21 protein-coding genes are annotated in these 25,580 nt (G+C 73.5%); 13 read left to right on the top strand and 8 right to left on the bottom strand.

Features of this window, described 5'->3' with window-relative positions:
* Window positions 1–123: 123 nt before the first annotated feature.
* Window positions 124–996, top strand: coding sequence for an SDR family oxidoreductase (locus AB0J93_RS15535; RefSeq protein WP_363922236.1), 873 nt, complete (start codon window positions 124–126; stop codon window positions 994–996).
* Between the two features lie 62 nt (window positions 997–1,058).
* A complete protein-coding gene (locus AB0J93_RS15530) occupies window positions 1,059–1,553 on the top strand; it encodes an ATP-binding protein (protein WP_363922234.1) in 495 nt (164 codons plus the stop codon).
* A 22-nt stretch (window positions 1,554–1,575) separates the two neighbouring features.
* Here the strand turns inward: AB0J93_RS15530 and AB0J93_RS15525 are convergent, their stop codons facing one another.
* Window positions 1,576–1,896: a TraR/DksA family transcriptional regulator gene (locus AB0J93_RS15525; RefSeq protein WP_363922232.1), complete on the bottom strand. Its 321-nt coding sequence runs from the start codon at window positions 1,894–1,896 to the stop codon at window positions 1,576–1,578.
* Window positions 1,897–2,228: 332 nt separating this feature from the next.
* On the opposite strand from AB0J93_RS15525, the gene AB0J93_RS15520 reads away from it, so the two are divergent.
* From AB0J93_RS15520 to smpB, 6 genes are all read left to right on the top strand, one after another.
* Window positions 2,229–3,557 (top strand): FAD-dependent oxidoreductase, encoded by a 1,329-nt coding sequence (locus AB0J93_RS15520; protein ID WP_363922230.1) that lies wholly within the window; start codon window positions 2,229–2,231, stop codon window positions 3,555–3,557.
* A gap of 154 nt (window positions 3,558–3,711) precedes the next feature.
* Window positions 3,712–4,155: an SCP2 sterol-binding domain-containing protein gene (locus AB0J93_RS15515; protein WP_363922228.1), complete on the top strand. Its 444-nt coding sequence runs from the start codon at window positions 3,712–3,714 to the stop codon at window positions 4,153–4,155.
* Entirely contained in the window at window positions 4,152–6,221 is a 2,070-nt protein-coding gene (locus AB0J93_RS15510) for a glycogen debranching N-terminal domain-containing protein (RefSeq protein WP_363922226.1), read from the top strand. The genes AB0J93_RS15515 and AB0J93_RS15510 overlap by 4 nt, the downstream gene beginning before the upstream one ends.
* Window positions 6,222–6,347: 126 nt before the next feature.
* Window positions 6,348–6,860, top strand: coding sequence for an NUDIX domain-containing protein (locus AB0J93_RS15505; RefSeq protein ID WP_363922224.1), 513 nt, complete (start codon window positions 6,348–6,350; stop codon window positions 6,858–6,860).
* Between the two features lie 154 nt (window positions 6,861–7,014).
* On the top strand, window positions 7,015–9,372 hold the full coding sequence (locus AB0J93_RS15500) for a hypothetical protein (protein ID WP_363922222.1): 2,358 nt from the start codon (window positions 7,015–7,017) through the stop codon (window positions 9,370–9,372).
* Window positions 9,373–9,404: 32 nt separating this feature from the next.
* Entirely contained in the window at window positions 9,405–9,896 is a 492-nt protein-coding gene (smpB, locus tag AB0J93_RS15495) for an SsrA-binding protein SmpB (RefSeq protein ID WP_363922220.1), read from the top strand.
* 105 nt (window positions 9,897–10,001) lie between these two features.
* On the opposite strand, the gene AB0J93_RS15490 is transcribed toward smpB, so the two are convergent.
* The 3 genes from AB0J93_RS15490 to AB0J93_RS15480 all read right to left on the bottom strand — a co-directional run bounded on the left by AB0J93_RS15490 (window position 10,002) and on the right by AB0J93_RS15480 (window position 14,288).
* Complete coding sequence (locus AB0J93_RS15490; protein ID WP_363922218.1) at window positions 10,002–10,415, bottom strand: type II toxin-antitoxin system Phd/YefM family antitoxin; 414 nt, start codon at window positions 10,413–10,415, stop codon at window positions 10,002–10,004.
* 41 nt (window positions 10,416–10,456) lie between these two features.
* Complete coding sequence (locus AB0J93_RS15485) at window positions 10,457–11,347, bottom strand: MHYT domain-containing protein (protein ID WP_363922216.1); 891 nt, start codon at window positions 11,345–11,347, stop codon at window positions 10,457–10,459.
* 160 nt (window positions 11,348–11,507) lie between these two features.
* Window positions 11,508–14,288, bottom strand: coding sequence for a DEAD/DEAH box helicase (locus AB0J93_RS15480; protein ID WP_363922214.1), 2,781 nt, complete (start codon window positions 14,286–14,288; stop codon window positions 11,508–11,510).
* A gap of 86 nt (window positions 14,289–14,374) precedes the next feature.
* On the opposite strand from AB0J93_RS15480, the gene AB0J93_RS15475 reads away from it, so the two are divergent.
* On the top strand, window positions 14,375–15,133 hold the full coding sequence (locus tag AB0J93_RS15475) for an HAD-IA family hydrolase (RefSeq protein WP_363922212.1): 759 nt from the start codon (window positions 14,375–14,377) through the stop codon (window positions 15,131–15,133).
* 92 nt (window positions 15,134–15,225) lie between these two features.
* Here the strand turns inward: AB0J93_RS15475 and AB0J93_RS15470 are convergent, their stop codons facing one another.
* Window positions 15,226–16,158, bottom strand: a complete 933-nt coding sequence (locus AB0J93_RS15470; RefSeq protein WP_363922210.1) for a diacylglycerol kinase family protein — start codon at window positions 16,156–16,158, stop codon at window positions 15,226–15,228.
* 232 nt (window positions 16,159–16,390) lie between these two features.
* Here AB0J93_RS15470 and lanKC point away from each other — a divergent pair, with 232 nt between their 5' ends.
* From lanKC to AB0J93_RS15450, 4 genes are all read left to right on the top strand, one after another.
* Complete coding sequence (gene lanKC / locus AB0J93_RS15465) at window positions 16,391–18,985, top strand: class III lanthionine synthetase LanKC (RefSeq protein ID WP_363922208.1); 2,595 nt, start codon at window positions 16,391–16,393, stop codon at window positions 18,983–18,985.
* Window positions 18,986–18,990: 5 nt separating this feature from the next.
* Entirely contained in the window at window positions 18,991–19,110 is a 120-nt protein-coding gene (locus tag AB0J93_RS15460) for a SapB/AmfS family lanthipeptide (RefSeq protein ID WP_093405935.1), read from the top strand.
* 73 nt (window positions 19,111–19,183) lie between these two features.
* Entirely contained in the window at window positions 19,184–20,911 is a 1,728-nt protein-coding gene (locus AB0J93_RS15455; RefSeq protein ID WP_363922206.1) for an ABC transporter ATP-binding protein, read from the top strand.
* Entirely contained in the window at window positions 20,908–22,695 is a 1,788-nt protein-coding gene (locus AB0J93_RS15450) for an ABC transporter ATP-binding protein (protein ID WP_363922204.1), read from the top strand. Before AB0J93_RS15455 ends, AB0J93_RS15450 begins: the two co-directional genes overlap by 4 nt.
* A gap of 28 nt (window positions 22,696–22,723) precedes the next feature.
* Here the strand turns inward: AB0J93_RS15450 and AB0J93_RS15445 are convergent, their stop codons facing one another.
* The 3 genes from AB0J93_RS15445 to AB0J93_RS15435 form a co-directional block, all read right to left on the bottom strand.
* Window positions 22,724–23,302: a response regulator transcription factor gene (locus AB0J93_RS15445; RefSeq protein ID WP_363922202.1), complete on the bottom strand. Its 579-nt coding sequence runs from the start codon at window positions 23,300–23,302 to the stop codon at window positions 22,724–22,726.
* Window positions 23,303–23,540: 238 nt separating this feature from the next.
* Window positions 23,541–24,146, bottom strand: coding sequence for a response regulator transcription factor (locus AB0J93_RS15440; RefSeq protein WP_363922200.1), 606 nt, complete (start codon window positions 24,144–24,146; stop codon window positions 23,541–23,543).
* Window positions 24,147–24,339: 193 nt separating this feature from the next.
* Window positions 24,340–24,933: a hypothetical protein gene (locus AB0J93_RS15435; protein WP_363922198.1), complete on the bottom strand. Its 594-nt coding sequence runs from the start codon at window positions 24,931–24,933 to the stop codon at window positions 24,340–24,342.
* Window positions 24,934–25,580 lie beyond the last annotated feature (647 nt).

Genomic DNA, 25,580 nt, shown 5'->3' with positions numbered 1-25,580 from the left:
CCGGGAGGGGCGGGCGCGCGCCGGACCGACCGGCACCGGGTGGGTCGGTCGGCGGATGCCCGGTACCGTTCGGCAGACCACCACTGGGTCGCCGCTGGCGGCGACCGGGACCAGGAGCGCAGCATGCGGTTAGACCTACGCGACCGGACCATCCTGATCACCGGCGCGGCCCGGGGTATCGGCGCCCAACTGGCCCGGGCCGCCGCGGCCCGGGGCGCCCGGGTCGCCCTCGTCGGCCTGGAACCGGTGCTGTTGCGGCAGGTCGCCGCCGAGGTGGGCGGGCACTGGTACGAGTGCGACGTCACCGACCAGGCGGGTCTCGACGACGCCGTCGCCTCGACCGTGCAGCGTTACGGCGGCATCGACGTGGTGGTGGCCAACGCCGGCATCGCCAACATCGGCACCGTGTCCACCGGCCCGGTCGACGCCCTGGCACGCACCATCGAGGTGAACCTGACCGGCGTGGTCCGCACGGTCAGCGCGGCGCTGCCGCACGTGCGCGCCGCCCGCGGTCACGTCCTGATCGTCTCGTCGGCGGCGGCCTTCGCCGCGATGCCCGGGATGGCCGCGTACTGCGCGTCGAAGGCCGGGGTCGAGCAGTTCGGCAACGTGCTGCGGCTGGAGAACCGCCGCCGGGGACTCACCGTGGGCACCGCGCACCCGATCTGGATCGACACCGACCTGGTGCGCGACATCCGCGACGACCTCGCCTCGTTCCACACCGCGCAGCGCAGACTGCCCTGGCCGCTGAACACCGTGGTCAGTGTCGAGCGGTGCGCCGAGGCGCTGCTGCGCGGCATCGAAGGTCGCCGCCGCAAGGTCTACGTGCCACGGTCCATCGCCCTGGTCCAGGCGTTGCGCCCGGTGGTGCTCAGCGGGTTCGCCGACCGGCTGATCGACCGCTTCGGCGGGGCGGAGCTGGCCGAGCGGATGGAGGCGGAGGTACACCGCCTCGGCCGGTCCTTCGGCCGGACGTCGGTGGAGGGCGGTCAGTAGCGTCCGGATGGTTGCCCCTTGGCAAAGGTCGCGGATGTTCGTGGACGACGTACTCTGCCTGCATGAACTACCTCGGCCCGCCGGACGCCCGGGATTCCCGCGACCCGGCCTCCGGCGGCGGCGAGGAGACCCCACTGCTGTCCGAGTCATTCACCGCGCAGACCGTGACGGCGCTGCGGCACCTGCTCACCGCCCGGGTGGCCGCCGCCGGTCTCACCGGCGATCCGGCCGAGGATCTGGTCCTGGCCGTGCACGAACTGGTCACCAACGCCGTGCTGCACGGCGGCGGCCGGGGGCGACTCGACCTGTACCGGCGGGCCGACCTGCTCGTCTGTGAGGTCACCGATCACGGCCACGAGCGCGGCGGGGACCTGCCGGTGAACCTGCCGGCGACGAACACCCCGGGCGGCCGGGGTCTCTGGCTCGCCCATCACCTGACCGGGGCGTTGACGCTGACCCGCCGGCCCGACGGTCTGACCGCGACCGTCACCGCCAGCCTGCGCAGCGATCCGTCCGGGTCGCCCGAGGTGGCCACGGACCGGCCGCCGCACCCGTGAGGCGGGCGGCCGGTCCACCCGGTCAGCCGTTCTGCTTCTGCTGGCACGGCACGCAGAACCGCGCGTGCGGCAGGATCTCCAGGCGTTCCCGGGGGATCTCCGTTCCGCACCGCTCGCAGCTGCCGTAGCCGCCGGCGGTCAGGCGCCGCAGCGCCCCGGAGATCTGGTCGAGGCTCTGCCGGGTGGCGGCGATCAGCGCGGCGTTGGTGTGCGCCTCCGCCGGGTCCCCGGTGTCGGCCGTCAACTCGGTCAGCCGAGCCGTCTGGGCCTCGAACTCGTGGTTCAGCGTCGCCTCGAGTTCGGTGCGCCACTGCTTGTCGTAAGTGCCGGTCCGTTCGCTCATGTCGGTTCCCTCTCCGGAAAAAGAAAAAGGGCCGAAGCTGTGCGCTTCGCCCTTGCCGTCACGTGTATGTGCACGGTTTCCGGAGGGCTGCGACCTGCGGGACGCGGCTGGCCGTGACCGGCCCGCGCCCGGACCCGGGGCGCTGGGGTGGCCGCGCCCGGCACGCGCAGCCCAGCCGGCGCCGCCGCCGTGACGGCGGCGGCGCGGTTGAGCAGCGCGGCGGTTCGCATCGGACCACCATAGGCGGCGGCCGGCCGGAAACCAATGCCGATCTCCACCGCACGGGACGGATCGGCACGGTGCGCTCCGGCCCTCAGCGGGTAGACCGGGGCGTGACCGACGTCCTCGTGGTCGGTGCCGGGTGCTCCGGTCTGGCCGCCGCGCTCCGCCTCGCCCGCGCCGGCGTACGGGTGCGGGTGCTGGAGGCCCGCGACCGGGTCGGTGGCCGGACGTTGACCCGATGGCTCGACGACGGTACGCAACTCGACCTGGGCGCGCAGTGGATCGGTCCCGGCCAGGACCGGGTCCAGGCCCTGGTGCGCAGGTACGCGCTGGACACGTTCCCGTCCGCCGCGGTCGGCGCACCGGTGGTGATGTGGGACGGCGTACGGCGAGACGCGGCGCCGGACGTCGCGGCCCGCGTCGTCGACCTGCTCGACGGGTACGCCGGGCGGCTCGACCCGGCCGCGCCGTGGACGGTGCCCGAGGCGGCCCGGTGGGACGAGACCACCCTGGGCGACTGGTTGGCGGGCACCGCGCCGGATCCGGTGACGGCCCGCTACGTCGACCGGTTGCTCGCCGGTGGACTGCTGGCCACCTCCGCGAGCAAGGTGTCCGTGCTCCAGATGGCCTGCTACCTGCGCAGCGGTGGTGGGGCCGCGGCGCTGCTGGCAATGGCCGGCGGCGCGCAGCAGGATCGGATCGTCGGCGGACCGGCGGCGCTGGCCGAGGCGATGGCCGCCGGGCTCGGCCCCGGTGTGGTGCGCTTGTCCACCCCGGTGGTCGCGATCGAACAGCACGACGCCGGTGTGCTGGTTCGTGCCGAGACCGAACGCTTCGAGGCCGCCGCCGTGGTGGTCGCGGTACCGCCGACCCTGGCCGGCCGCCTCCGGTACGTCCCCGCGCTGCCGGCGCTACGGGACGGGCTGACCCAGCGGATGCCGATGGGGTCGGCACTCAAGGTGCACGCCATCTACCCGCAACCGTTCTGGCGGGCCGATGGCTGGTCCGGGGTCGCCACCTGCTCCGACGGTCCGATCACCGAGACCGTCGACAGCGGCACGCCGACCTCGCCACGCGGGGTGCTGACCATGTTCAGCTACGGGACGGCGGCCAACGCGCTGCGGGCGATGGCGCCATCGGCACGCGCGACGGCCCTGCTCGACGCACTGGCGGAGATCGCCGGACCGACCGCGCGGCAGGTCGAGGAGGTCATCGACCACGACTGGTCGGCCGACCCGTGGACCCGTGGTTGCTTCAGCGGCGCGCTGACCCCCGGCTCCTGGTCGGAGTACGGGCCGTGGCTGCGTGCGCCGGTGGGCCGGATCCACTGGGCGGGCACCGAGACCGCGGTCCGCTGGACCGGCTACCTCGACGGGGCGATCGAGGCCGGCGAGCGTGCCGCCGACGAGGTGCTGACCGGGATACCTGCCCGGACCTAGGTGAAGGTGAGCCAGCCAGCACATACCAGCACCAGAGCGGACCAAAGCCGTTAAGGTGACGGTGGCGGAGGAGTTGACCGGCGCTTCGCCGCCGGCTCGGGCCACCCTGGCACCAGCCCTCGTCGGCCGGGCACGGCCCGCAGGAGGTGCCGGGATGTCGGAGGCTGTGCGCGACTTCTTCGACGGTCTCGCCGAGGGTGGGGGGCGAATGCTTCGGCAGGTCTCCGGCACCGTGCGATTCGACCTGAGCTATCCCGACCGGGTCGAGCACTGGCTGGTCAGCATCGACCAGGGCCGGATCACGGTGTCGCGCGACGACGTGGCGGATGCGGACACGGTGATCTGCACCGACGCGCAGTTCTTCCTCCGGATGGCCCGCGGCGAGGTCAAGCCCCTGCCGGCGTGGCTGCGCAACGACTTCACCGCCGACGGCGAGTTCCGTTTCGTCGTCATGCTGGAGCGGCTGTTCGCACCGCCGCCCAACGCCCACCACCCCCGCGAGGTCGCCGCCCGCCAGCATCCCCACGCCCTGGCCGAATGCCGACAGCCGCCGCCGGGCGAGGCGGCCTTCCCGGCCGGCGACGGGGAGCCGCAGTGAGGAAACTGGTCCGCATCCTCGACGGCAACATCTACGCGCTGAGCGATGACAACGGCGACATGGATTTCAGCCCCACCAATCCGAGTGGATTCTTCGCCTTCGACACCCGCTTCCTGTCCACCTGGCGGCTGCGTCTCGACGGGGAACGGCTGCACCCGCTGGCCGTGCACGATCCGAGCTACTACAAGATCCGGTTCTTCCTGGTCCCCGGTCACCCGACCCACTACGTCGACGCGAAGGTTTCGGTGATCCGCGACCGGTGGATCTCCGACAGCGCCTTCGTCGAGCGGCTCACCGTGCTCAACCACACCAACGACCCCGTCGACTACGTGCTGCGCATCGACGCGGACAGCGACTTCGCCCCGGTCTACAACGTGGTCTGGCCGCACGGGTCGGCGCTGCGCGGCTACCGCGAGGTGTCGGGGGGTGGTCTGCGGCTCGGCTTCCGGCGGGAGAAGTTCCACCGGGTCACCGACATCGCGACCAGCGAACCGGCAGAGTTCGACGAACGCGGGCTGACCTTCCGGATCCGGGTGGACCCGCAGGGCCGGTGGAGCACGACCCTGCGGGTACAAGGGCAGGTGCTGCGCCCGGACGGGGCGGACATCCGGGAGCGGCTGCGGCATCCACGCGGCAAGGTTGGCCTCGAGTTGCGCCAGGACCTCAGCCAGTGGGTCGCCGAAGCCCCCCGGCTGCAATGCGACTGGGGTTCGGTGTGTACCACCTACCAGCGCGGGCTGGTGGACCTGGCCGGCCTGCGTTTCTCTCCGCTGGCGCTGCCGCACGAGACCATGCTCGCCGCCGGGTTGCCCTGGTCGGCCACCATCATCGGCCGCGACAACCTCCTCACCTGCTACCAGACGCTGCCGTTCGTACCCCGGATGGCGGCGACCACGTTGCGCCTGCTCGCCATCGACCAGGGCACGGTGCTCGACGACTTCCGGGACGAGGAACCCGGCAAGATCCTCAACGAGTTCCGGTACGGGGAGATGGCCGCCTTCGAACATCGCCCCCAGTCGCCGTACTACGGTGGGGCGGACGTGACCCCCCTGTTCATCGTGCTGCTCGACGAGTACGAACGCTGGACCGGCGACGCCGCGCTGGTGCGGGACCTGGAGGACGCCGCCCGCGCGGCGTTGCACTGGATCGACGAGTACGGCGACCTGCGCGGCGACGGCTACCTCTGGTACCAGCCACGCAACGACGAGAGCGGGGCGCAGAACCACTGCTGGAAGGACTCGCCGGAGGCGATCTGCTACCGGGACGGCCGGCTGCCGGGGCTGCCCCGCGCCACCTGCGAGTTGCAGGGGTACGCGTACGACGCCAAGCGGCGCGGGGCCCGGCTGGCCCGTGAGTTCTGGGGCGACCCGGCGTACGCCGAACGCCTGGAACGGCAGGCCGAGGAGCTCAAGCGACGGTTCAACCGGGACTTCTGGATCGACGGGGGCGAGTACTTCGCGCTGGCGCTCGGCCCCGACGGCGACCAGGTGGACGCGCTGGCGTCGAACATGGGCCACCTGTTGTGGAGTGGCATCGTGGACCCCTCCCGGGCCGCCGCGGTCGCCGGTCACCTGCTCGGGCCACGACTCTTCTCGGGCTGGGGGGTGCGGACGCTGGCCACCGGGCAGGCCAGCTACAACCCGCTCGGTTACCACGTGGGTACGGTGTGGCCGTTCGACAACTCGCTGATCGCCTGCGGGCTGCGCCAGTACGGCTTCGTCGAGGAGGCGGGAGTCATCGCCGAATCCATCATCGAGGCGTCGCAGCACTTCGCCGGGCGGATGCCGGAGGCCTTCGCCGGCTACGACCGCGAACTGACCCGCTATCCGGTGCCGTACCCGGCCGCGAACAGCCCCCAGGCCTCCGCCACCGGTGCCACCTTCCTGCTGCTGAGCACCCTGCTCGGCCTGAAACCGTACGGCGAGCACCTGGTGGTGCACCCGGAGATCCCGCCGCGCTTCGGCCGGATCGAGCTGCTGAACATCCCGGGACGCTGGGGCCGTAAGGACGCGATCGGCAACGCCCGCGTCGACGGCCTGCCAGCAGTGCGTGCCGACACGCGGTGAGCCGGTCCGCCCGCACCAGCCGGGCAGGTCCGCGCCACCGCCGACCACGTCGGGTGCTCTCCCAAGCTGATCGGGCGGTCCTCCGGGCGGCGGCGCCCGGCCGCATGCCCGGTAACGTGCTGCGGCATGAGTGGCGTGGCGTACTCGCATTGTTCGTACTGCGGCGCGGCCTACCCGCCGCCGGTCGACTGGCCCCGGCTCTGCGCGAGCTGTGGTCAGCAGGTCTGGCGTAACCCGTTGCCGGTGGCGGTGGCCGTACAGCCGGTGCTGACCGCCACCGGCCTCGGCGTGGTCGTCGTCCGGCGGGACATCGAACCCGCCCGCGGGCTGCTCGCGCTGCCCGGTGGGTTCATCGAGTACGGCGAACGGTGGCAGGACGCCCTGGTCCGCGAACTGCGCGAGGAGACCGGGCTGCATGCCGAGGCGGCCGGCGCCACACTGGTCGCGGTGCACAGCGCGCCGGCCGGCGGCACCATGCTGATCTTCGGAGAGCTGCCGGTACGCCCAGCCGAGGAGCTTCCGCCCTCGGCGCCGACCGCGGAGGCCACCGAGTGGCTGGTGGTGACCGAACCGACCGAGCTGGCCTTCTCCACCCACACCGAGGTGCTGGCCGACGTCCTCGGCCGCCAGCCGACCTGACCGGCTGGCCGACCTGACCGGGCTGGCCTGACCGGCCGACCGCCGGAGGCAGGCGTGTTCGGCGACGCGGCGGGTAGACGGGCGAGACCGCACCGGAGCGCCGGGGCGACGGGCCCGCGCCGGGTCGGGCCTGTGGACACGTTCCGGGGGGTCGATGAGCAGCGAACCGGGGACGTCGGACGACGTCGTGGAGCTCCGGGTGCACGGCGTGTCCAGCGCCAGCGCCGAACAGATCCTCGACCGCCCGCACAGTCACCAGGTCACCGGGGACCGCAGCGGCGGGTTCTACCGGCCTCGTCCGGGCTATCCGGACACCAGAGGCCCGGCGGGCGTGACGTTGGAGGCGTACCGCTGGAGCGACCTGCCCTCCGGCACCATCGTCCGGACCCTGTCGCTGATGTTCCTGCTGCCCTTCATGCTGTGCAACGTCGCGATCTGGATGCGGCCGGCCCCCCGGGGCAGGTCCGGTTCCGGGGTGAAGGCGTTGTGCCGGCTGCTCGCCCTCACCCTCACCATGCTGTACGTGCTCGCGGCGATGGGCGTGGCGTTGGACCTGATCGCCTGGCGGTGCGTGCCGAACCCGTCCTGTCTGACCGGGCGGCCGTGGCTGTCCTGGATCAGCGACCGACCTCCCGGGCTGACCCTGGCCGTCTTCGCGCTCCTGCCCTTCGGTGCGCTCATGTTGGTCTGGCTGCTCGGCGTCCGCCCCGGCCGCAACTTCGACGCCTTCCACACCCCCATCAGCACCTCAGGGGGTTACCAGCTCAGCGCGGTGGGCCAGTGGGACACCGCGCCGACCGTCGACCGGCTCTGCTCCCTGCATGGAGCCGCCGGCCTGATGACCCTCGGTCTCGGTCTGGTCGCCGCCCGGATCGGTTCGGGCCCGTCGCCGCTCAGCCTCGCCCTGGCCGGCGTCAGCGGGGCGGTGCTGTTGGCCTGCATCGTGCTGGTCTGCGCGCACCCGTTCGTCGACCTGCTGCCGACCGGCTCGTACGCGGACCGGATCGCGCGCGGGCTGCGCAACCTGGCCTTCGTACTGATCGCTGTGGTGCTGGTCGCGGTGTCGGTCGACCCCACTCCGTGGCGGATCCGGGACGGGCTGCCCGGCTACGCCACCGCCGTCGGGCTGGTCATCTTCTCCCAGGCGCTGCTGCTGTTCCTGCTCGGCACGAGCGCGCTTATCGCCCGGAGCCGGGCACGCCGAAGCGCTGCGGACAACCCCCGCAGCGCCGAACCGCCCGACCGCCGACCCGCCGGCCGCGACCCGGCACCCAGTGTCGAGCCCGATGAGGCGCGTCGCGGTTTTGGCCGTAACGGACTCGGCGCCGGGCCGCTGCAAGGGCTGGGTGCGCCCGTGATCGCGGCGACCGCGACCGGTCTGGCGGTGGCGATCTCCGCCGACCTTGTCTATCGGGTCGCCGATTTCCTCAACCGCCGCGCCGACGCCGACGGTGAACGGGAGATCAGCCCGCCGCTGGGCTACAAGTGGGCCATCTTCGTCTTCCTGGTGGCCACGGCGGCCACCCTGCTGGCGGCCCTGATCGTCGTCCTGGCCAGTCGTATCGGCCGAACGCGTACCGCCCGGGCCACCGTCGCGCACGACTATCCCGACGCACCAGCGGCCGCCGGATACCGGCTGCGCCAGGTCGAGCGGATGATCGCCCGGGCGCGATTCACCGAACGGGTGGAGACATTCGCGGTGGTGTACGCCTGTGTCGTCGGGGTGGGCATGCCCAGCAGCCTGCTCGGCATGCTCAGGCTGGCACCGGACACCACGGTGCAGCGGTTGACCGGGATTCCGGCCGCGGCGACCAACTTCGGTATCCAGCTGGGCAGTTTCCTCATTGCCGCGGTCGTGCTCGGGCTGCTCGTCGGCGGCGTCCTCGCCTACCGTACGGCCCAGTTCCGCAGGTATGTCGGCGTGCTGTGGGATCTCGGCACCTTCTGGCCACGGGTGGCGCACCCCTTCGCGCCACCCTGCTACGCCGAGCGCGCGGTGCCGGAGCTGAGCCGACGGATCGTGCACCTCACCGAACAGGGACATGGGGTACTGCTCACCGGGCACAGTCACGGCTCGGTGCTGCTCGCCGCCACCATCCTGCAACTGCCACCCCAGGTGTGCGGCCGGTTGGCACTGCTGACCTACGGCTCACCACTGCGCCGGCTCTACACGCGGCTGTTCCCGGCCTACGTCAGCGAGGACGTGCTCCGTGAGGTGGGCGACCTGGTCAACTGGCGGTGGATCAACCTGTGGCGGGACACCGACCCGATCGGCGGCTGGGTCTTCTCACCGCACCGACCGGACCGTCCGCCGACCGTGGCCGGCACCGCCGGCACGGTGGACCGACGGCTACGCGACCCGGTCGACGTCGTCCCGCCGCCCGGCGACAGCGTCCCGCCCTCGATCATCGGGCACTGGCCCGGCGAATCCGACCCGCGTTTCGAGACCGCGGTGACGGAGCTGGCCAGCCGGTTGCGGGTCCAGCTGCGGGAGCATGACAAACCGGCGTGAGTCGACCGTTGGCTGCGGCTATTCTTCCCCGGATGGGCACCTCCCCCAATGCCGAGCGGACGCTGATCGCGTCGAACCGCCGAGCCCGCCACGACTACGCCGTGCTCAAGACGTACGAGGCCGGCATCGTGCTCGCCGGCACCGAGGTCAAGTCGCTGCGGGCGGGACGCGTCTCGCTGGTGGACGCCTTCGCACAGGAACACGACGGGGAAATCATGCTGCACGGCCTGCACATCGCCGAGTACGGCTACGGCAGCTGGACCAACCACGCGCCCCGGCGCACCCGCAAGCTGCTGCTGCGCCGGGTGGAGATCGCCCGGATCCTCGACCGGACCCGTGAGGGCGGAATCACCCTGGTGCCGCTGTCGATGTACTTCTCCGGCGGCTGGGCGAAGATCGAGCTGGCGCTGGCCAGGGGGCGCCGGTCGTACGACAAGCGGCAGGTGCTGGCCGAACGTGACGCCAACCGGGAGATCGCCCGCGAGCTGGGCCGCCGACTCAAGGGCCGCACCGCCCGAGGCTGAGCCGGAGAACGAAGCTCAGTCCGGATCGGCGTGCCACGGCGCCGCCGCGCCTGATCGGCACGACTCAGACCGTCGGGAAGCCTCGCCTGGCCTCCCGACGGTCTCTCAGCCGGCGAGCAGCTGGGCGTGGGCCGCGCGTAACCGGGTCAGCGCGGGATCGCTGCCCGGCGGGAAGCGCCGATCCAGCTCGGCCCAGACCTCGGCGAGCGCCGTGGTCACCGCCCGCAGCTCGGCGGCGTGCCGGCGCCCGCTCTGCTGCCGCTGGGCGTCGAGGCGTCGGGACCAGCCGGCGGTGACCTCGGCCAGGCGCCCGGCGTCGGCGCGGGCCTCGGCGACGGTGCGGGCGGCCGCCGCCGGCACGATCGCGGCGACCGGCCGGGGATCACCGTCGCGGGTGACCACGGTGACCGAGTCGGTCAGCTCGGCCATGGCGACGAGTTGGCTGAGACGGGTGCGCGCCTCGCGAAGGGGCAGCGAGCGCGCCGGGGCGTTTCGCGGAGTGAGGGCGGGGACAGCCATGAATACATGGTCGGTGCCGGGTACGACACTTTCCGCAACCGTCAGCGCGGCGGATGGTCCCGGCGGGACGGAAACTGGGCGCCGGGGCGGGCCAGCGTCGACCGGGCACGCAGCCCCACCGGATCGGGTTCGTTGGCGTTCGGCGCCGCGGTGGCCGTGGGCGGCTGCGGTTGCCGGGCGTCCAGGTAGGCGAGCGCGGCGCGGTCCTCGTCGGTGGGCGCGGCGAGCAACGCGTACACCAGACCGACCACGCCGAAGATGACCAGCAGCACGATCGGGATCAGCAACGTACCGACACCCGCCCCGGTGATCTCCCCCCGCTCCTCGTGCAGGTGCACCGACAGGGCGCTCATCCCGGTGAAGTGCATGCCGTTGACCGCCACCCCCATCACCAGCGCCGAGGCGAAGATCGCTGTCCCCTTGCGGACGGTCACCGCGAGCCAGAGCGCGACGGAGGCCGCGACCACGGCGATCAACACCGACAACCCCACCCGGAGGTTGTCGTAGAGCAGCCGACCGTCCAGCCGCATCGCCGCCATTCCCGTGTAGTGCATCGCCGCCACCCCGGTGCCGGTGAACAGGCCACCGCCGAGGATCCGCGCGGCCGAGATCCGGCCGGTGCCCACGATCGCCAGCCCGATGCCGACCGCGACCACCGCGATCAGCGCGCTGCCAACGGTGATCGGCACGTCGTAGCGGATCCGCGACCCGGTCACGGCGAAGCCCAGCATCGCCATGAAGTGCATCGTCCAGATCGCCGTGCCGCCGAGCGCCCACGCGGCCAGGGTCCCCCACCAGAGTTTCTGGCCCGTGCTGGCGGCGCTCCGGATGCGGCCGGCACAGACCAGGCCGAGGATGGAACCGAGCACCGACAGCGCGTAGCTCAACGCCGGTGTGATCCAGCCGTACTCAAAGTGATTGATGTCCGCCACGTGGGCTCCCCCCAGAGCTGCTACCGGCGCGTAGCGCACGCGCCGATGACATGATCCGGGACGCTCTCACCAGGCACAACACGGCCCCCCGGGCAATTCGGGGGGTGCTACCGCGGTGACGCAGCGATGCGTCGGTTCCGCCGGTCGCCGTGGGGCCGGCTCAGGCCGGTGAGTGGTACGCCAGCACCCCCCGGTTGACGGCGTTGATCGCCTGCCGTGCGGTGGCCCGCAGCTCGGTCGAGGCACCACCGGAGTCGGCGAGTTGGCCGAGCAGGTCCACCACCTGGCGGGCCCACCGGACGAAGTCCCCGGCGGGCATCTCACCGTCGAGTTCGTGCCCGCTGGCCAGCACCTTCGCCAGCGCCTCGCCTCGGGCCCAGCGGTAGACCGGCCAGGCGAAACCGAGATCCGGCTCGCGGGTGACGGCCAGCCCGCGCGACGCCTCGTCCGCCTCGATCTCGCTCCACAGCTTCAGGGTCGCGTCGACCGCCTCGGCCACCCCGCCACGGGGCAGCGAGGCCCGTTCGTCGACGTCGCGGCGGGCCTCGAAGACCACCACCGAAACCGCGGCGGCCAGCTCGGCCGGCGACAGCCCGTCCCAGACGCCGCGCCGGAGGCACTCCGCCACGAGCAGGTCCGCCTCCGTCCAGATCCGCCCCAGCATCCGGCCCGCGTCGGTGACGGCACCGTCGGCGGCAAGATATCCGCGCCCGGTGAGCAGCGCGACGATCCGGTCGAAGGTACGGGCCAACGACCCCGTCCGCCCGGCGACCCGGTCCCGCAACTCCTCGGTGTCCCGTTCCAGCCGCCGGCGGCGCTCGGCCCAGCGGGCGTGTTCCTCCCGCTCCGGGCAGGCGTGGCAGGGATGCCGGCGCAGCTCGGTCCGCAGCTGGCTGAGCTGGTGGTCCTCCCCCGACTGCCGGCCCCGGGCCCCCCGGCGGGAATGCCGGTCCAGCCCGGTGCCGCTGACCTGCGCCGCCAGGTCACGCCGGGCCGACGGATTGCGATGGTTGAAGTGCTTCGGCACCCGGATGCGGGCCAGCACCTCGGCCGGGGTGGTGAAGTCGCCGGGGCTGATCCGCCCGGCCCAGCGGTCCTGGGTGAGCACCAGCGGGCGCGGCTCGCTGAAGCCTCCGGCCGCCGGGTCGAGCACCACGGCCAGGCCGGCCCGCCGCCCGGACGGCACCCGGATCACGTCACCCACCCGCAGCCGCTCCAGGGCCGCCACCGCAGCCGCCCGACGCTGGCTCTGCCCCTGCCGGGCGATGGCCCGCTCCCGGTCGGCGATGGCGACGCGCAGCGCGAAGTACTCGTCGAAGTCACCGTGGTGGCACTCCGCCTCGACGCCGTACGCCTCGATGGTCTCGGTGTTGCGCTGCACCTGCCGGGCCAGGCCGACCACCGAACGGTCCGCCTGGAACTGCGCGAACGACGACTCCAGCAGCGCCCGCGCCGACTCCGCGCCGACGCTGCCGACCAGGTTCACCGCCATGTTGTACGAGGGCCGGAAGCTGGACCGCAGCGGGTACGTCCGGGTGGAGGCCAGGCCGGCCACGTGCCGGGGGTCGGTCTCCGGGGACCACACCACCACGGCGTGCCCCTCCACGTCGATGCCCCGGCGCCCGGCCCGCCCGGTGAGCTGGGTGTACTCCCCCGGAGTCAGGTCGACGTGCGCCTCGCCGTTGTACTTGACCAGGCGTTCCAGCACCACGCAACGGGCCGGCATGTTGATGCCCAGGGCGAGGGTCTCGGTGGCGAAGACCGCCTTGACCAGCCCACGGACGAACAGCTCCTCCACCACCTCCTTGAACGCCGGCAGCATCCCGGCGTGGTGGGCGGCCAGCCCGCGCTCCAGCCCGTCGAGCCACTCCCAGTAGCCGAGCACCGACAGGTCCTCGCCGGGGATCGCGGTCACCCGGGACTCCACCACGCGGCGGATCTCCGCCCGTTCCTCGGGTGAGGTGAGCCGCAGCCCGGCGCCGAGGCACTGCTGCACCGCGGCGTCGCAGCCGGCCCGGCTGAAGATGAACAGGATCGCCGGCAGCAGGCCCTCGCGGTCCAGCCGGTCGACGATGTCCGGGCGCATCGGCCCACGCCAGCGGGGACCGCGCCGGCCGGCACCGAAGCCGGCGGAGCGCCCCTCGCCGAGGTCGAGCCGGCGCACCGTGTCCCGCGTGTAGCGCAGCAGCTCCGGGTGCACGTCGTGCTTGCGTGCCGCGGCGGCGTCGTGGAACAGGTCGAACATCCGCTTGCCGACCAGCATGTGCTGCCACAGCGGCACCGGCCGGTGCTCGCTGACCACGACGGTGGTCTCACCCCGAACGGTGATCAACCAGTCGGCGAACTCCTCGGCGTTGGAGACCGTCGCCGACAGCGACACCAGGGTCACCGAGGCGGGCAGGTGGATGATGACCTCCTCCCACACCCCGCCACGGAACCGGTCGGCCAGGTAGTGGACCTCGTCCATCACCACGTACGCCAGGCCCTCGAGGGTGGCCGAGCCGGCGTACAGCATGTTGCGCAGCACCTCGGTGGTCATCACCACCACCGGCGCGTCGCCGTTGATGGCGTTGTCGCCGGTGAGCAGCCCCACCTGCTCGGCACCGTACCGGTCGACCAGGTCGTGGTACTTCTGGTTCGACAACGCCTTGATCGGTGTGGTGTAGAAGCACTTGCGCCGGACGCCGTCGGCCGGCTCCGGCCGCCCCGGCGCACCGCGCAACGCCAGGTGTACGGCGAACTCACCGACCACCGTCTTGCCGGCCCCGGTCGGGGCGCAGACCAGCACGCCGCTGCCCCGCTCCAGGGCCTGACACGACTCCCGCTGGAAGTCGTCGAGGTCGAACCCCAGGTCAGCGGTGAACTCTTCAAGCGCCGGGAACTGTGAGGCCTGGGCGGCCCGGCGGCGCGCCGCGGCGTACCGCTCGGCGGGGCTCGACATGTCACCAAGATTAGTGCGTGCCCACGACGAGCACCCGGCAAGGCCGAGCGCCGGGGCGGCCGGAGTGGGTCGGTAGGGTGCACGACGTGCCGGATCATGCCGAACCGACCAGCCCCGTGGTGCCCGACGTCGACGGTCGGGGCCCGTCCCGTCGGCAGGTGCGGGCGGTGCTTTTCGACTTCCACGGCACCCTCGCGCAGGTGGAGGAGCCCAGCCAGTGGGTGCTGGCCGCCGCGTCGGCGTGCGGCGTGGACCTGGACCGCGCCCGGGCGACCGCCCTGGCCGACCGGCTGCTCACCGCCGGCCGCGCCGGTGGGCCGCTGCCCGCCCGGGTGCCACCCCACCTGGCCGAGTTGTGGGCCGACCGGGATCTTTACGAGCACGCCCACCGGGGTGCCTACACCGGGCTGGCCGAGACCGTCGACGCCGGCATCGACGGCTTCGCCGAGGCGCTGTACGAACGGGTGCTGACGCCGCAGGGGTGGGTGCCCTACCCCGACACCGCCCCGACCCTCGCCGCGCTGCGGGCCGCCGACGTGCGGGTGGCCGTGGTCAGCAACATCGGCTTCGACATCCGGCCGCTCTTCGACGCCTGGGGACTGGCCGACCTGGTCGACGCCCACGTGCTGTCGTACGAGGTGGGCCGCTGCAAGCCCGACCCGGCGATCTTCTGGCGGGCCTGCGGCATGCTCGGCGTCGACCCCGAGGAGTCCCTCATGGTCGGCGACACCCCTGCCGACGCCGGTGCCGTCGCCGCCGGCTGCGCCGCGCTGATCCTCCCCGCCGCCGACCCCGGCCGCCCCAACGCCCTCGGCTCCGTCCTCGACCTCCTCCCCACCCCCTGACTTCCGCGATCTTGCAGTAACGGTCGCCAATATGGCGGCTTTGGGCGGCTTTTCCCCGACCAAAAGTGCAAGATCGACGTGGTGGAGGGTGGTCAGCGGAGGAGGCGTACCGCGTGGGGGGTGGCGGTGATGGTGAGGGGGAGGGGTAGGGAGGGTTCGCCGTCGGCGTAGGTGGTGATGCCCGCCGCGGCGATGGTGACGGTGCGGGCGCGGTAGGTGCGCACCAACGGATGGGCGACGTGGGTGCCGGCGTAGATGCGCGGCTTGACCCGGATCAACGTACGCCTGTCGAACCGGCCGCCGACCACCACGTCGAGCAGGCCGTCGGTCGGGTCCGCGTCGGGGCAGATGCGCATCCCGCCGCCGTAACTGGCCCCGTTGCCGACCGCCACCAGCACCGCGTCGACCTCCACCCGCTCGCCGTCGAGGGTGAGGGTGTACCGGCGCGGACGTAGCCGGGCCAACTCCACCAGGATGGCCAGGTCGTAGCGGCGTGCACCGCGCGGCCAGCGCATCCGGTTGGCCCGCTCGTTCACGATCGCGTCGAATCCGGCCGCCAGCACCGCGCCGTACCAGCGGACGGTGCCGTCGGCGCCGGTCATCCGGGCCAGGTCGACCGGTCGGCTGCGGCCCTCGCGCAGGGCCGTCGCGATGACGCCGACCGCCGCCCGGGGGTCGGCCGGAAAACCGGTCTCCACCGCGAAGTCGTTACCGGTACCCGCCGGAACCGGCCCGAACGGCACCGAGGTGCCGGCGACGGCCTGCATCGCCCGGTGCACCGTGCCGTCGCCGCCCACCGCGACCAGCGCACCGGCCCCGTCGGCCACGGCGGATCGGCAGACCGCCTCGGCCTCGGCCGCGCTGCCGGCCCGCAACAGCCGTACCGGCCGGTCGGCCGCCGCTAGCCCGTCCAGCAGGTCCGGCAGCAGCCCCCGGTGCCGGCCACGGCCGGCGGTCGGGTTGGCCAGTACGGCGACGGGCCCATCGGGCACCGACAGGTGATCGTCTGAGGTCACGGCGAGCACCGTACCTGCCCGGACCGGTGCGGGCGGGCCGGTGCCGACCCGGTACCGGCCCGTGCCGGGGAGGAAAACCGGACAGTCCCACCGTCTGCGCCACAACTGTCATTTGTCATGACCGGTCGTGCGGCACGCATTCATCTCCATGACTGAAAACACTATGGGCGCCATAGGCCGAACGGACAGACTCGTATCCATCAACAGGACCGCAGCCGGCAGGCGGATGGGAGGCGACACAGTGGACGAGCGCTACGACAGCTACTGCGCAGCCGACCCGCTGTTCTACGACTCCCTCGGCAGCGCCGTCGCGCAACCCACCTTCGCCGCGGCCGGCAGGCCGCTGCCGACCGGCTGGCGCCGGGAGCCGCTCGACGACTGGCTCATCCACGCCCCGGACGGCGAACGCCTGCCGCAGCAGGGCTGGAAGGTGCACGTGTCGGCCACGGTCGCCAACGCCGACCGGGTGCTGGACACCGTCTGGGACTACTGCGTCCCCCGGGGCCTGTCCTTCAAGTTCCTGCGCGGCCCCCGCACCCTGCTGCTGCGCAACTCCAAGTACGCGGCCCGCGCGGCCAGCGGCAAGTTCGTGACCGTCTACCCTCGCGACGACGCCGAACTCGAACTGGTCTGCAAGGAACTCGACGAGCTGCTCACCGGCGAGGCCGGCCCGTACATCCTCAGCGACCTGCGGTACGCCGCCGGGCCGGTGTACGTGCGCTACGGCGGCTTCGCCGCCCGGTACTGCCACTCCCCCGACGGCCAGGTGGTCCCGGCCGTCGAGGACGACACCGGCACCCTCGTGCCGGACCGCCGCGACCCGGTCTTCCACGTGCCGTCCTGGGTGACGCTGCCCGACTTCCTCGCGCCGCACCTGGCCGCCCGCAACGCGACAAGCACCGACGAGGTCCCCTACCGGATCGAGAAGGTCATCCACTTCTCCAACGGCGGCGGCCTGTACGTCGGACGCGACAGGCGCACCGACACGCAGCTCGTGTTCAAGGAGGCCCGGCCGCACGCCGGCCTGGACGCCGACGGCACCGACGCCGTCACCCGGCTCACCCGGGAGGCCGCCGTCCTGCGCCAGCTCGCCGACCTGCCGCAGGTGCCGCGGGTGCACGACGAGTTCGCCCTGGGCGACCACCGGTTCCTCGCCTTGGAGTTCATCGAGGGCCGCCCGCTGAACAAGGTCCTGGTCGACCGCTACCCGCTGATCGACGCCGACGCCACCGACGAGGACCGCGCCGCGTACGCGAGCTGGGCGCTGGACGTCCACCGCCAGGTCGACGAGGTGGTCCGGGCGATCCACGAGCGCGGTCTGGTCTACGGCGACCTGCACCTGTTCAACATCATGATCCGCCCGGACGACCGGGTCGCGCTCGTCGACTTCGAGGTGGCCGCCCCGATCGACGGGCACCGCCGGCCGGGCCTGCGCAACCAGGGCTTCGCCGCACCCCGGGGACGCACCGGCGTCGCCGTCGACCACTACGCCCTGGCCTGCCTGCGACTGGCCCTGTTCCTGCCGCTGACCCAACTGGTCCGCCTCGTCCCGGCGAAGGCGGCGCACCTCGCCGACATCATCGCCGACACCTTCCCGGTGCCGAGGGACTTCCTCGACGCGGCGGTAGCGGAGATCACCGCTGCGGACACACCGCCCGGGGAGCGCATCCCACCCACCGCCGACGTCGCCCCCGTCGACCGGGACCGGCTCGCCCGCGCCATCCTCACCAGCGCCACGCCCGCACGCACCGACCGGTTGTTCCCCGGCGACATCGAACAGTTCCGCAGCGGCGGGCTCAACCTCGCCCACGGGGCCGCCGGCGTGCTGTACGCGTTGCACCGCAGCGGCGCCGGCCGGTGGCCGGAACACGAGCAGTGGCTGGTCCGCAAGGCCACCGCACCCCCGTCGGGCACCCGGTGCGGCTTCTACGACGGCCTGCACGGCGTCGCGTACGCCCTGGAAGTGCTCGGTCGCCGGCAGGACGCGCTCGACGTGCTCGACATCTGCCTACGCGAGTCGACGACCGGACTGGACCACAGCCTGGCCGGCGGACTGGCCGGAATCGCCCTCAACCTGGCTGAGCTGGGCGGGCGTACCGGAGAACCGGCGCTGCTGGACGCGGCCTGGCAGGTCACCGGACAGTTGGTGGAACGGCTCGCCGACGACCCCGGCGGCGAGGTCAGCGGCGGGCGACACCCGTACGCCGGGCTGCTGCGCGGCCGGACCGGAGCAGCGCTGCTGCTGGTGCGACTGTACGAGCTGACCGGCGACCCGGACCTGCTCGACCACGCCGCCACCGCGCTGCGCCAGGACCTGCACCGCTGCGTGGTACGCCCCGACGGCGCGCTGGAGGTCAACGAGGGCTGGCGGACCATGCCCTACCTGGGGCAGGGCAGCGTCGGCATCGGGCTCGTCCTCGACCAGTACCTGCGCCACCGCGACGACGAGCAGTTTGCCGAGGCGAGCGCCGGCGTGCGTCGCGCCGCCCGGTCACCGTTCTACGCGCAGTCCGGCCTCTTCGCGGGGCGGGCCGGCATCATCGCCTACCTCGCCGCCCAACCCGGCGATCCGGAGCTACGCGACGAGTTGGACAGGCAGATCCGGCGGCTGGGCTGGCACGCCCTGCCGTACCGGGACGGCACCGCCTTCCCCGGCGAGCAGTTGCTGCGGCTGTCCATGGACCTCGCCACCGGCACCGCGGGCGTACTGCTGGCCCTGGCCACCGCCCGGCCCGACGCCCCGACGACCCTGCCCTTCCTCGCGCCCCTCACCGGCGCACCAGACTCCCCCGCAACGGCGGGGGCGACCCTGACCCCGACGCCCGATAGGAGGTGACAGACATGGCGCTCCTCGACCTTCAGGGACTGGAGGCGGCTCCGGCCGACCGGACCGGCGGTGGTAGCCGGGCGAGCCTGCTGCTCTGCGGCGACAGCTCGCTGTCCGTGACGACCTGCAACTGATCGGACCGCACCACGCGAGGCCCTGGACGGTGACCTGACCGTCCAGGGCCACGCCGTACGACCGGGAGGACCGATGCGAACGCTGGCCGGCGAGGACCGCCTGCTGTTCCGGGTGGTCCGCGACGGTGGCGGCTGGACCGCCATGCTGGTGGTGGTGGCGCTGGCCGGCGCCGCCGCCGAACTGGCGCTGCCCGCGGTACTGGGACTGGCCGTGGATGCCGCCGTCGGTGGTGACGCCTCCCCCCGATGGCCCGTGATCGCCTGCGCCCTGGTCGTCATCCTGCTGGTCACCGACGTCCTCGGTGACCTGGCCGGCGGGTACGGAGCCGCCCGGGCCACCGCCCGGCTCCGCCGGCGGCTGCTGCGGCACCTGTTCGCGCTGGACGTTCGGGCCGTGCGCCGCTTCCCGGTCGGTGACCTGGTCGGCCGGCTGGCCGGGCAGGCCGCCGACACCGGGCAGGCCGGTACCGCCGTGGCGCTGGGCGGGATCGCGGTCCTGCCGCCGCTGGGCAGCGTCGTGGCCCTGTTCCTGCTGGAACCCGTCCTCGGGCTCACCCTCCTCGCCGGGCTGGCCGTGCTGACCGTCCTCATGGCCACGTTCGTCACCGACGCCTCGGCGGCCATCGCCGCGTACCAGCGGGTGCTCGGGACGATCGCCGGCCGGCTACAGGAGGCGCTCGGCGGTTCCCGCACCATCGCCGCGGCCGGCACCACCGACACCGAGTGCGACCGCGTGCTGGCCGCGCTGCCGCAGCTACGCGGCCACGGCCGGCTCGGCTGGCGGTTGCTGGCCCGGGCCAACGCCCGTGTCGCGGCCGTGGCACCGCTGCTCCAGGTCGCTGTCGTCGCCGTCGGCGGGTACGCGCTGAGCGCCGGCTGGCTGACCCCCGGCCAACTGGTGGCCGCCGTGCAGTACGCCGCGCTCGGGGCCGGACTGGGCGCGGTGCTGGCCACCCTCAACCGGCTGGTCCGCAGCCGGGCCGCGGCCCGCCGGATCGCCGAGCCGCTGTCCTGTCCGGTGCGATCCGGTGGCGACGAGCCGTTGCCGCCCGGCGGCGGCCACCTGCGGCTGCGCGGAGTCGGCGTCCGCGCCGACGACCGGCCGGTCCTGGACGCGGTCGACCTGGACGTGCCCGCCGGCTGCACGGTGGCCGTCGTCGGGCGTTCCGGCGCCGGCAAGTCCGCCCTCGCCGCCGTGGCCGGGCGGCTGTACGACCCGGACAGCGGTGAGGTGCTGCTGGACGGGGTGCCACTGACCCGTCTCGACCGGGCCGCGCTGCGTCGGGCGGTGGGCCACGCCTTCGACCGTCCGGTGCTGGTCGGTGAGACGGTGCACGAAGCGATCGGCCTCGGTCTGCCCGAACGGTCGGCCCGGCCGCCGTCGACCGGTGCGCCGGCCACCGCCGCTGTGCTTGCGGCGGCCCGGGCCGCGCAGGTCGACGGGGTCGTCGCCCGGCTGCCCGACGGATTCCGCACCCGGATCGTGGACGCACCGCTGTCCGGGGGTGAGACCCAGCGGCTCGGGCTGGCTCGCGCGTTCCACGCCGAGCGGCTGCTCATCCTCGACGACGCGACGTCCAGCCTGGACACCGCCACCGAACATCGGATCACCCGCACGTTGACCGGCCGGGACGCGGGACGTACCCGCCTGGTGGTCACCCACCGGGTGGCGACGGCCGCCGCGGCCGACCTGGTCGCCTGGCTCGATGCCGGTCGGCTGCGCGCCCTGGCACCGCACCGGCGGCTCTGGGCGGACCCGGACTACCGGGCGGTGTTCGCGGGCGACGGTGTCCCCCGATGAGCGGCCCCGACGTCGGTCGGACCACGTGGCGGGCGCTGCGCGCACGTCGCCGGGACGTCGGCCGGCTCGCCGCCTGGTCGGCGGTCGAGTCCCTGCCGGCGCTGCTCGCCGGGCTGCTCGTCGCCCGCGCCGTCGACCAGGGTTTCCTGGCCGGCCGCTTCGCCACCGGCCTGGCCTGGCTGGGCGGACTCGCCGTGGCCATCCTGCTCGGCGCGGTGGCGACCGGGCGGGTCTACCGGGCCCTGGGCGCCGTGGTGGAACCGTTCCGCGACGATCTGGCCCGCCTGGTGGTCCACGGCGCGTTGCACGACGCCACCCGGGCCGGCGGTCACCCGGACAGCGCCCCGGTGGCCCGCCTGACCCATCATGTGGAGATCGTCCGGGACACCTTCGGTGGCCTGGTCATGGTGGTACGCGGCTTCCTGTTCACCGCCGGAGCGGCCCTGCTCGGCCTGCTGGCACTGGATCCGACGGTCGCGGTGCTGGTGGCGGCTCCGCTGCTCGCAGGGCTGGTCGTCTTCGCCGCGGCGCTCCCGGCCATGCTGTCGCACCAGCGCACCCAGGTGCGGGCCGGCGAGGCGCTCGGCCGGTCGGCGGCGAACGCGCTCACCGGGCACCGCGACGTGCTCGCCTGCGGTGCCGAGGAACGCACGGTGGCCGAGGTCGACCGGAAGGTCGGCGACCATGCCCACGCCGAGCGGACACTGGCCCGGATGTCCGCGCTGCGCAGCCTCAGTCTCGGGCTGGGCGGCTGGCTGCCGGTGGTGGTCCTGCTGCTCGCCGCACCGTGGCTGGTGCGGCGCGGGCTGAGCACCGGCGCGGTGCTCGGCGCACTCGTCTACGTCACCACCAGCCTGCAACCCGCACTGCACGCGCTGGTGCAGGGGCTGGGCGGCGGAGGGCTGCGCTACGCCGTCACCCTGGAACGGATCCTGCGCACCTGCCGTCCTCCTGCGCACGGCGGTGCTGCGGCCACCTCCGCCCCGGTGCCGGACGGTGGCTCCCCGGCGGTCCGGTTGTCCGGCCTGGCCTTCCGGTACGGCCTCCGCGCCCGACCGATCCTGGACGACTTCTCGATGACGCTGCCCGAGGGGGAGCATCTCGCGGTGGTGGGGCCGAGCGGGGCCGGCAAGTCCACCCTGGCCGCGCTGGTCGCCGGCCTGGTCGAGCCGGAACGCGGCACGGTGCACCTCGCCGGTCGGCCGGTGGCCGCCGTCGCCCCCGCCGACCGGGCCGCGCTGCGGGTGCTCGTGCCGCAGGAGGCGTACGTGTTCACCGGCTCCCTGGCCGACAACCTCCGCTACCTCTGTCCGGACGCGGACGACCCGACAGTCGAAACCGCCCTGGCCGTGCTCGGTGCCGAACCCCTCGCCCGACGACTGGGTGGCCTGGCCGCCACTGTCGACCCTGCCACGCTCTCCGCCGGTGAGCGGCAACTGATCGCCGCGGTACGCGCCTATCTGGCCCCCGCCCCCCTGGTCATCCTGGACGAGGCCACCTGTCACCTGGATCCGACGCTGGAGGCGACAGTCGAGTGGGCGTTCGCCCGGCGACCGGGCACCCTCGTCGTCATCGCCCACCGGATCAGTTCCGCCGTCCGGGCCCGCCGGGTGCTGGTGTTCGACGAGGACGGCCCGATGATGGGCGGCCACCAGGAACTGCTCGCCCGCTCGCCCGCCTACCGCGATCTGGTCGGGCACTGGGACGATGTCGCGGCGGCAGCGACCGGCGGCACCGCCACCGCTGACCGTACCGTCGCCGGGGTGGCCGCACCCCACGGCTGACCCCGCCGCGGGCCACGTGCCAGGCTGGTCAGATCCAGCCCGCGTCGCGGGCCACCTGGACCGCCTCCACTCTGGTGCGCCCGCCCGTCTTCCGGATGATCCGGCCGAGATGATTGCGGACGGTGCCGGGGGCGAGACCGAGCGATCCGGCCACCTCCGCGACCGGCGCGCCGCCCGCCGTCAGGTCGAGGATCTGCGCCTCACGCGGGGTGAGTGGGCTGTCCCGGTGCAGCGCCGCCATCACCAGTTCCGCGTCGACCACCGGCTCGCCACGGGACAGCCGACGGATCCCGTCGACCACCCGCTGCGGCGGGACGTCGCTGCCGAGGATGCCGACGGTCCGCGACGGTGTGAGCATCCGGTGCAGACTCCCGGCCCGACGCGGCTCGGCGAGCACCAGCAGCGGACAGGAGCCGGTCGCCGGCAGCCCTTCGACGAGGTCGAGGTCGACCACTGCCACGTCCGGACGCCGCGTGCGGATCGTCCACGTGACCACGTCGCCGCGATCGACCTCCGCCACCACACTTATGTCGTCCTCCGCGGCGAGCACGAGGGACAGGGCGCCACGGACCAGGGCACCATCGATAGCGAGCAGGGTACGGATCACCGTAGGGCTCCCCGAGCATCGTCGACTGCATCACAGAACGTCAGCATTCAAACACGCCCCCGCCGGTTCCGCCCGTCGACGGCCACCCGCCGGGAGGACGCCGACCCGCACGGTGGATGTTCCGTGCCGCACCGGCGCGGCCGGCATCCGCGTCGGAGGTCGGCAGGTGCATCCCTCGCTGGCAGGTCGAGGTACCGCACCGCTGGGTGGGGCCGCCGTGCGGCGGCCCCACCCAGCGTCACATCCAGCCGTCACGGCGGGCGAGCAGGACCGCCTCCATCCGGTTGCGGGCACCGGTCTTGCGCATGATCGCCGACAGATGGTTACGCACCGTGCCGTGCGCCAGGAACAGCCGACAGGCGATCTCCTTCAGCGGCAGCCCTTCGGCGGCCATCCGCAGCACCTCGGCCTCCCGCGGCGTCAGCGGGCCCGTGGCGGGCCGCAGCGCCGTCGCGGCGGCGGTCACGTCGATGACCCGCTCCCCCGCCGCGAGCGAACGTACGGCCCGGACCAGCTCGTGCAGCGGCTCGTCCTTGCCGACCAACCCTTTCGCCCCGGCCGTCAGTGCCTCCTCCACCAGGACCCGGCCCCACCGGTCACTCAAGGCCAGAACCGCTGTCGCGGGTGCCGCCTCGGTGATCTCGGTGATCACTGCCACCGGCTCGGGAGCGCCCGACGCCAGGTCCACCAGCACCACGTCCGGCAGGTGGCGACGCACCATCCCGGGCAACTCACCGATGCCCGTCGCCTCGGCGACGACCTCGATGTCCTCCTCACCGGCCAGTGCCGCGCACAACGCACTGCGCAGCAGACCCATACTTTCGCCAACCACAACGCGGATCACCACGTAGCTCCGATCTGAGGTACGCGCCACGGCCGTCTGCCGGTCCCCTGGACGGGACTACGCAGGTCGGCCACGCACGAACGGACTGGGCCCGGCCCGTGGGACGTCAGCTACGACGACCCCGGGCACCCGTACGACCACGCCGGGCGACCAGCCGGTGGAGTCCCGGCGGCGCGGGCGGGTCAGGGCGGACTCAGCCGGGTCGGGCGGCCACGCCGGGGAAACGGCCCGCGTGCCTGCGGGGCGGGGAGACATCGGACCGGGCGCTGGCCGTCGCCGGCACCTGGCACGCGTCGAGGGTCATCCCCCGCAACGGCCCGGGACCGCCATCAGCACCGGTGACACCGTCTCCACCGGGCGTGTGAGGGCGCTGCGGGAAGCCGGTCGGTGCCGACGTCGAGCCGGATCCGGCACCCGGCCTGCCGGTGGCGGGCCGGTGCCACCCGAGCATCGCCCCCGCTGCGGACGCGGCAGGCGTCACCTCCGCCGGCGGTGCGGCGCGTGGTGCGGCGGCGGGCGACGGTGCGGCGGGCGGCGGATCCGGCGGCAGCGACCGGGCCGGCGACGTCACCTCCACGACACCCGACGTGGGGCCGGTGGGCGGCACCCGCGACGTCGGTTGCCCCACGGTGGACGAGCCGGTGGCCGAACATCCCGACACGACGGGAAGCATGGGGTTGATCAGATCCGTGAGCCGGGTGACCGGCGTCGTCACCGCTGTGACGCCGGACGACACCGCCGCGACGACCGTGACCAGCACCGGCCGCACGATGACGGCTTCCGTCACGGGCAGGACCGCCAGGCCGGTCGCAAGCACAGGGGCTGAGCCCATCGTGGCCAGGGCCGGCAGGCCCGTCACGGGCAGGGCCGGCAGGCCCGTCACGGGCAGGCCCGGCAGGCCCGTCACGGGCAAGGCCACCAAGGCCGTCGTGGGCGGGGACGCCAGGGCGGTCGCGGGCAAGGCCACCAGGGCCGTCGTGGGCGGGGACGCCAGGCCGGTCGCGGCTCGGGTCACCCCCGGCAGGGGCGGCAGGTCCGTCCCCTCGTCTGGGACCGGCGTGCGGTCACCGACGATCGGTACGGTCGACCGGATGGATGGTGCCCCCGGCGCGCGCCCGACCGACCCGGGGCCCTCCGACCCGGAGCCCTCCGGCGAACCGTCGCCCGATGACCGGGCAGTCACCGGGCCGTCGACCGGTGACCGGCTGCCGGACGACCGGTCGGTGAGTGACCGGTCAGCCGGTGACCGGTCAGTCAGCAACCGGCCAACCGGTGACCGGCTGCCCGGTGGCGGGCCGGTTGACGGACGGTCGGCCGCCGGCACTCCACCGGCACGCGTGGCCGCTGGTGGCTCCGCCGGGCGTTCCCGAGCCGGTCGGCCGCTCCGCGACGTGCCTCTGCCCGCACTGTTCTCGTCAGCCGGCCGACCGGTGA

Source organism: Micromonospora sp. NPDC049374 (assembly GCF_040677165.1).
Classification (GTDB): domain Bacteria; phylum Actinomycetota; class Actinomycetes; order Mycobacteriales; family Micromonosporaceae; genus Micromonospora.
Note: the sequence above shows the minus strand (reverse complement) of the source record. Positions and strands in the feature narration are given on the sequence as shown.

Bases quoted from the DNA above. Each gene is read 5' to 3' on its own strand.
- AB0J93_RS15535 (WP_363922236.1), top strand. From the start codon at position 124: ATGCGGTTAGACCTACGCGACCGGACCATCCTGATCACCGGCGCGGCC.
- AB0J93_RS15530 (WP_363922234.1), top strand. From the start codon at position 1,059: ATGAACTACCTCGGCCCGCCGGACGCCCGGGATTCCCGCGACCCGGCC.
- AB0J93_RS15525 (WP_363922232.1), bottom strand. From the start codon at position 1,896: ATGAGCGAACGGACCGGCACTTACGACAAGCAGTGGCGCACCGAACTC.
- AB0J93_RS15515 (WP_363922228.1), top strand. From the start codon at position 3,712: ATGTCGGAGGCTGTGCGCGACTTCTTCGACGGTCTCGCCGAGGGTGGG.
- AB0J93_RS15505 (WP_363922224.1), top strand. From the start codon at position 6,348: ATGAGTGGCGTGGCGTACTCGCATTGTTCGTACTGCGGCGCGGCCTAC.
- AB0J93_RS15500 (WP_363922222.1), top strand. From the start codon at position 7,015: ATGAGCAGCGAACCGGGGACGTCGGACGACGTCGTGGAGCTCCGGGTG.
- smpB (WP_363922220.1), top strand. From the start codon at position 9,405: ATGGGCACCTCCCCCAATGCCGAGCGGACGCTGATCGCGTCGAACCGC.
- AB0J93_RS15490 (WP_363922218.1), bottom strand. From the start codon at position 10,415: ATGGCTGTCCCCGCCCTCACTCCGCGAAACGCCCCGGCGCGCTCGCTG.
- AB0J93_RS15480 (WP_363922214.1), bottom strand. From the start codon at position 14,288: ATGTCGAGCCCCGCCGAGCGGTACGCCGCGGCGCGCCGCCGGGCCGCC.
- AB0J93_RS15460 (WP_093405935.1), top strand. From the start codon at position 18,991: ATGGCGCTCCTCGACCTTCAGGGACTGGAGGCGGCTCCGGCCGACCGG.
- AB0J93_RS15455 (WP_363922206.1), top strand. From the start codon at position 19,184: ATGCGAACGCTGGCCGGCGAGGACCGCCTGCTGTTCCGGGTGGTCCGC.
- AB0J93_RS15450 (WP_363922204.1), top strand. From the start codon at position 20,908: ATGAGCGGCCCCGACGTCGGTCGGACCACGTGGCGGGCGCTGCGCGCA.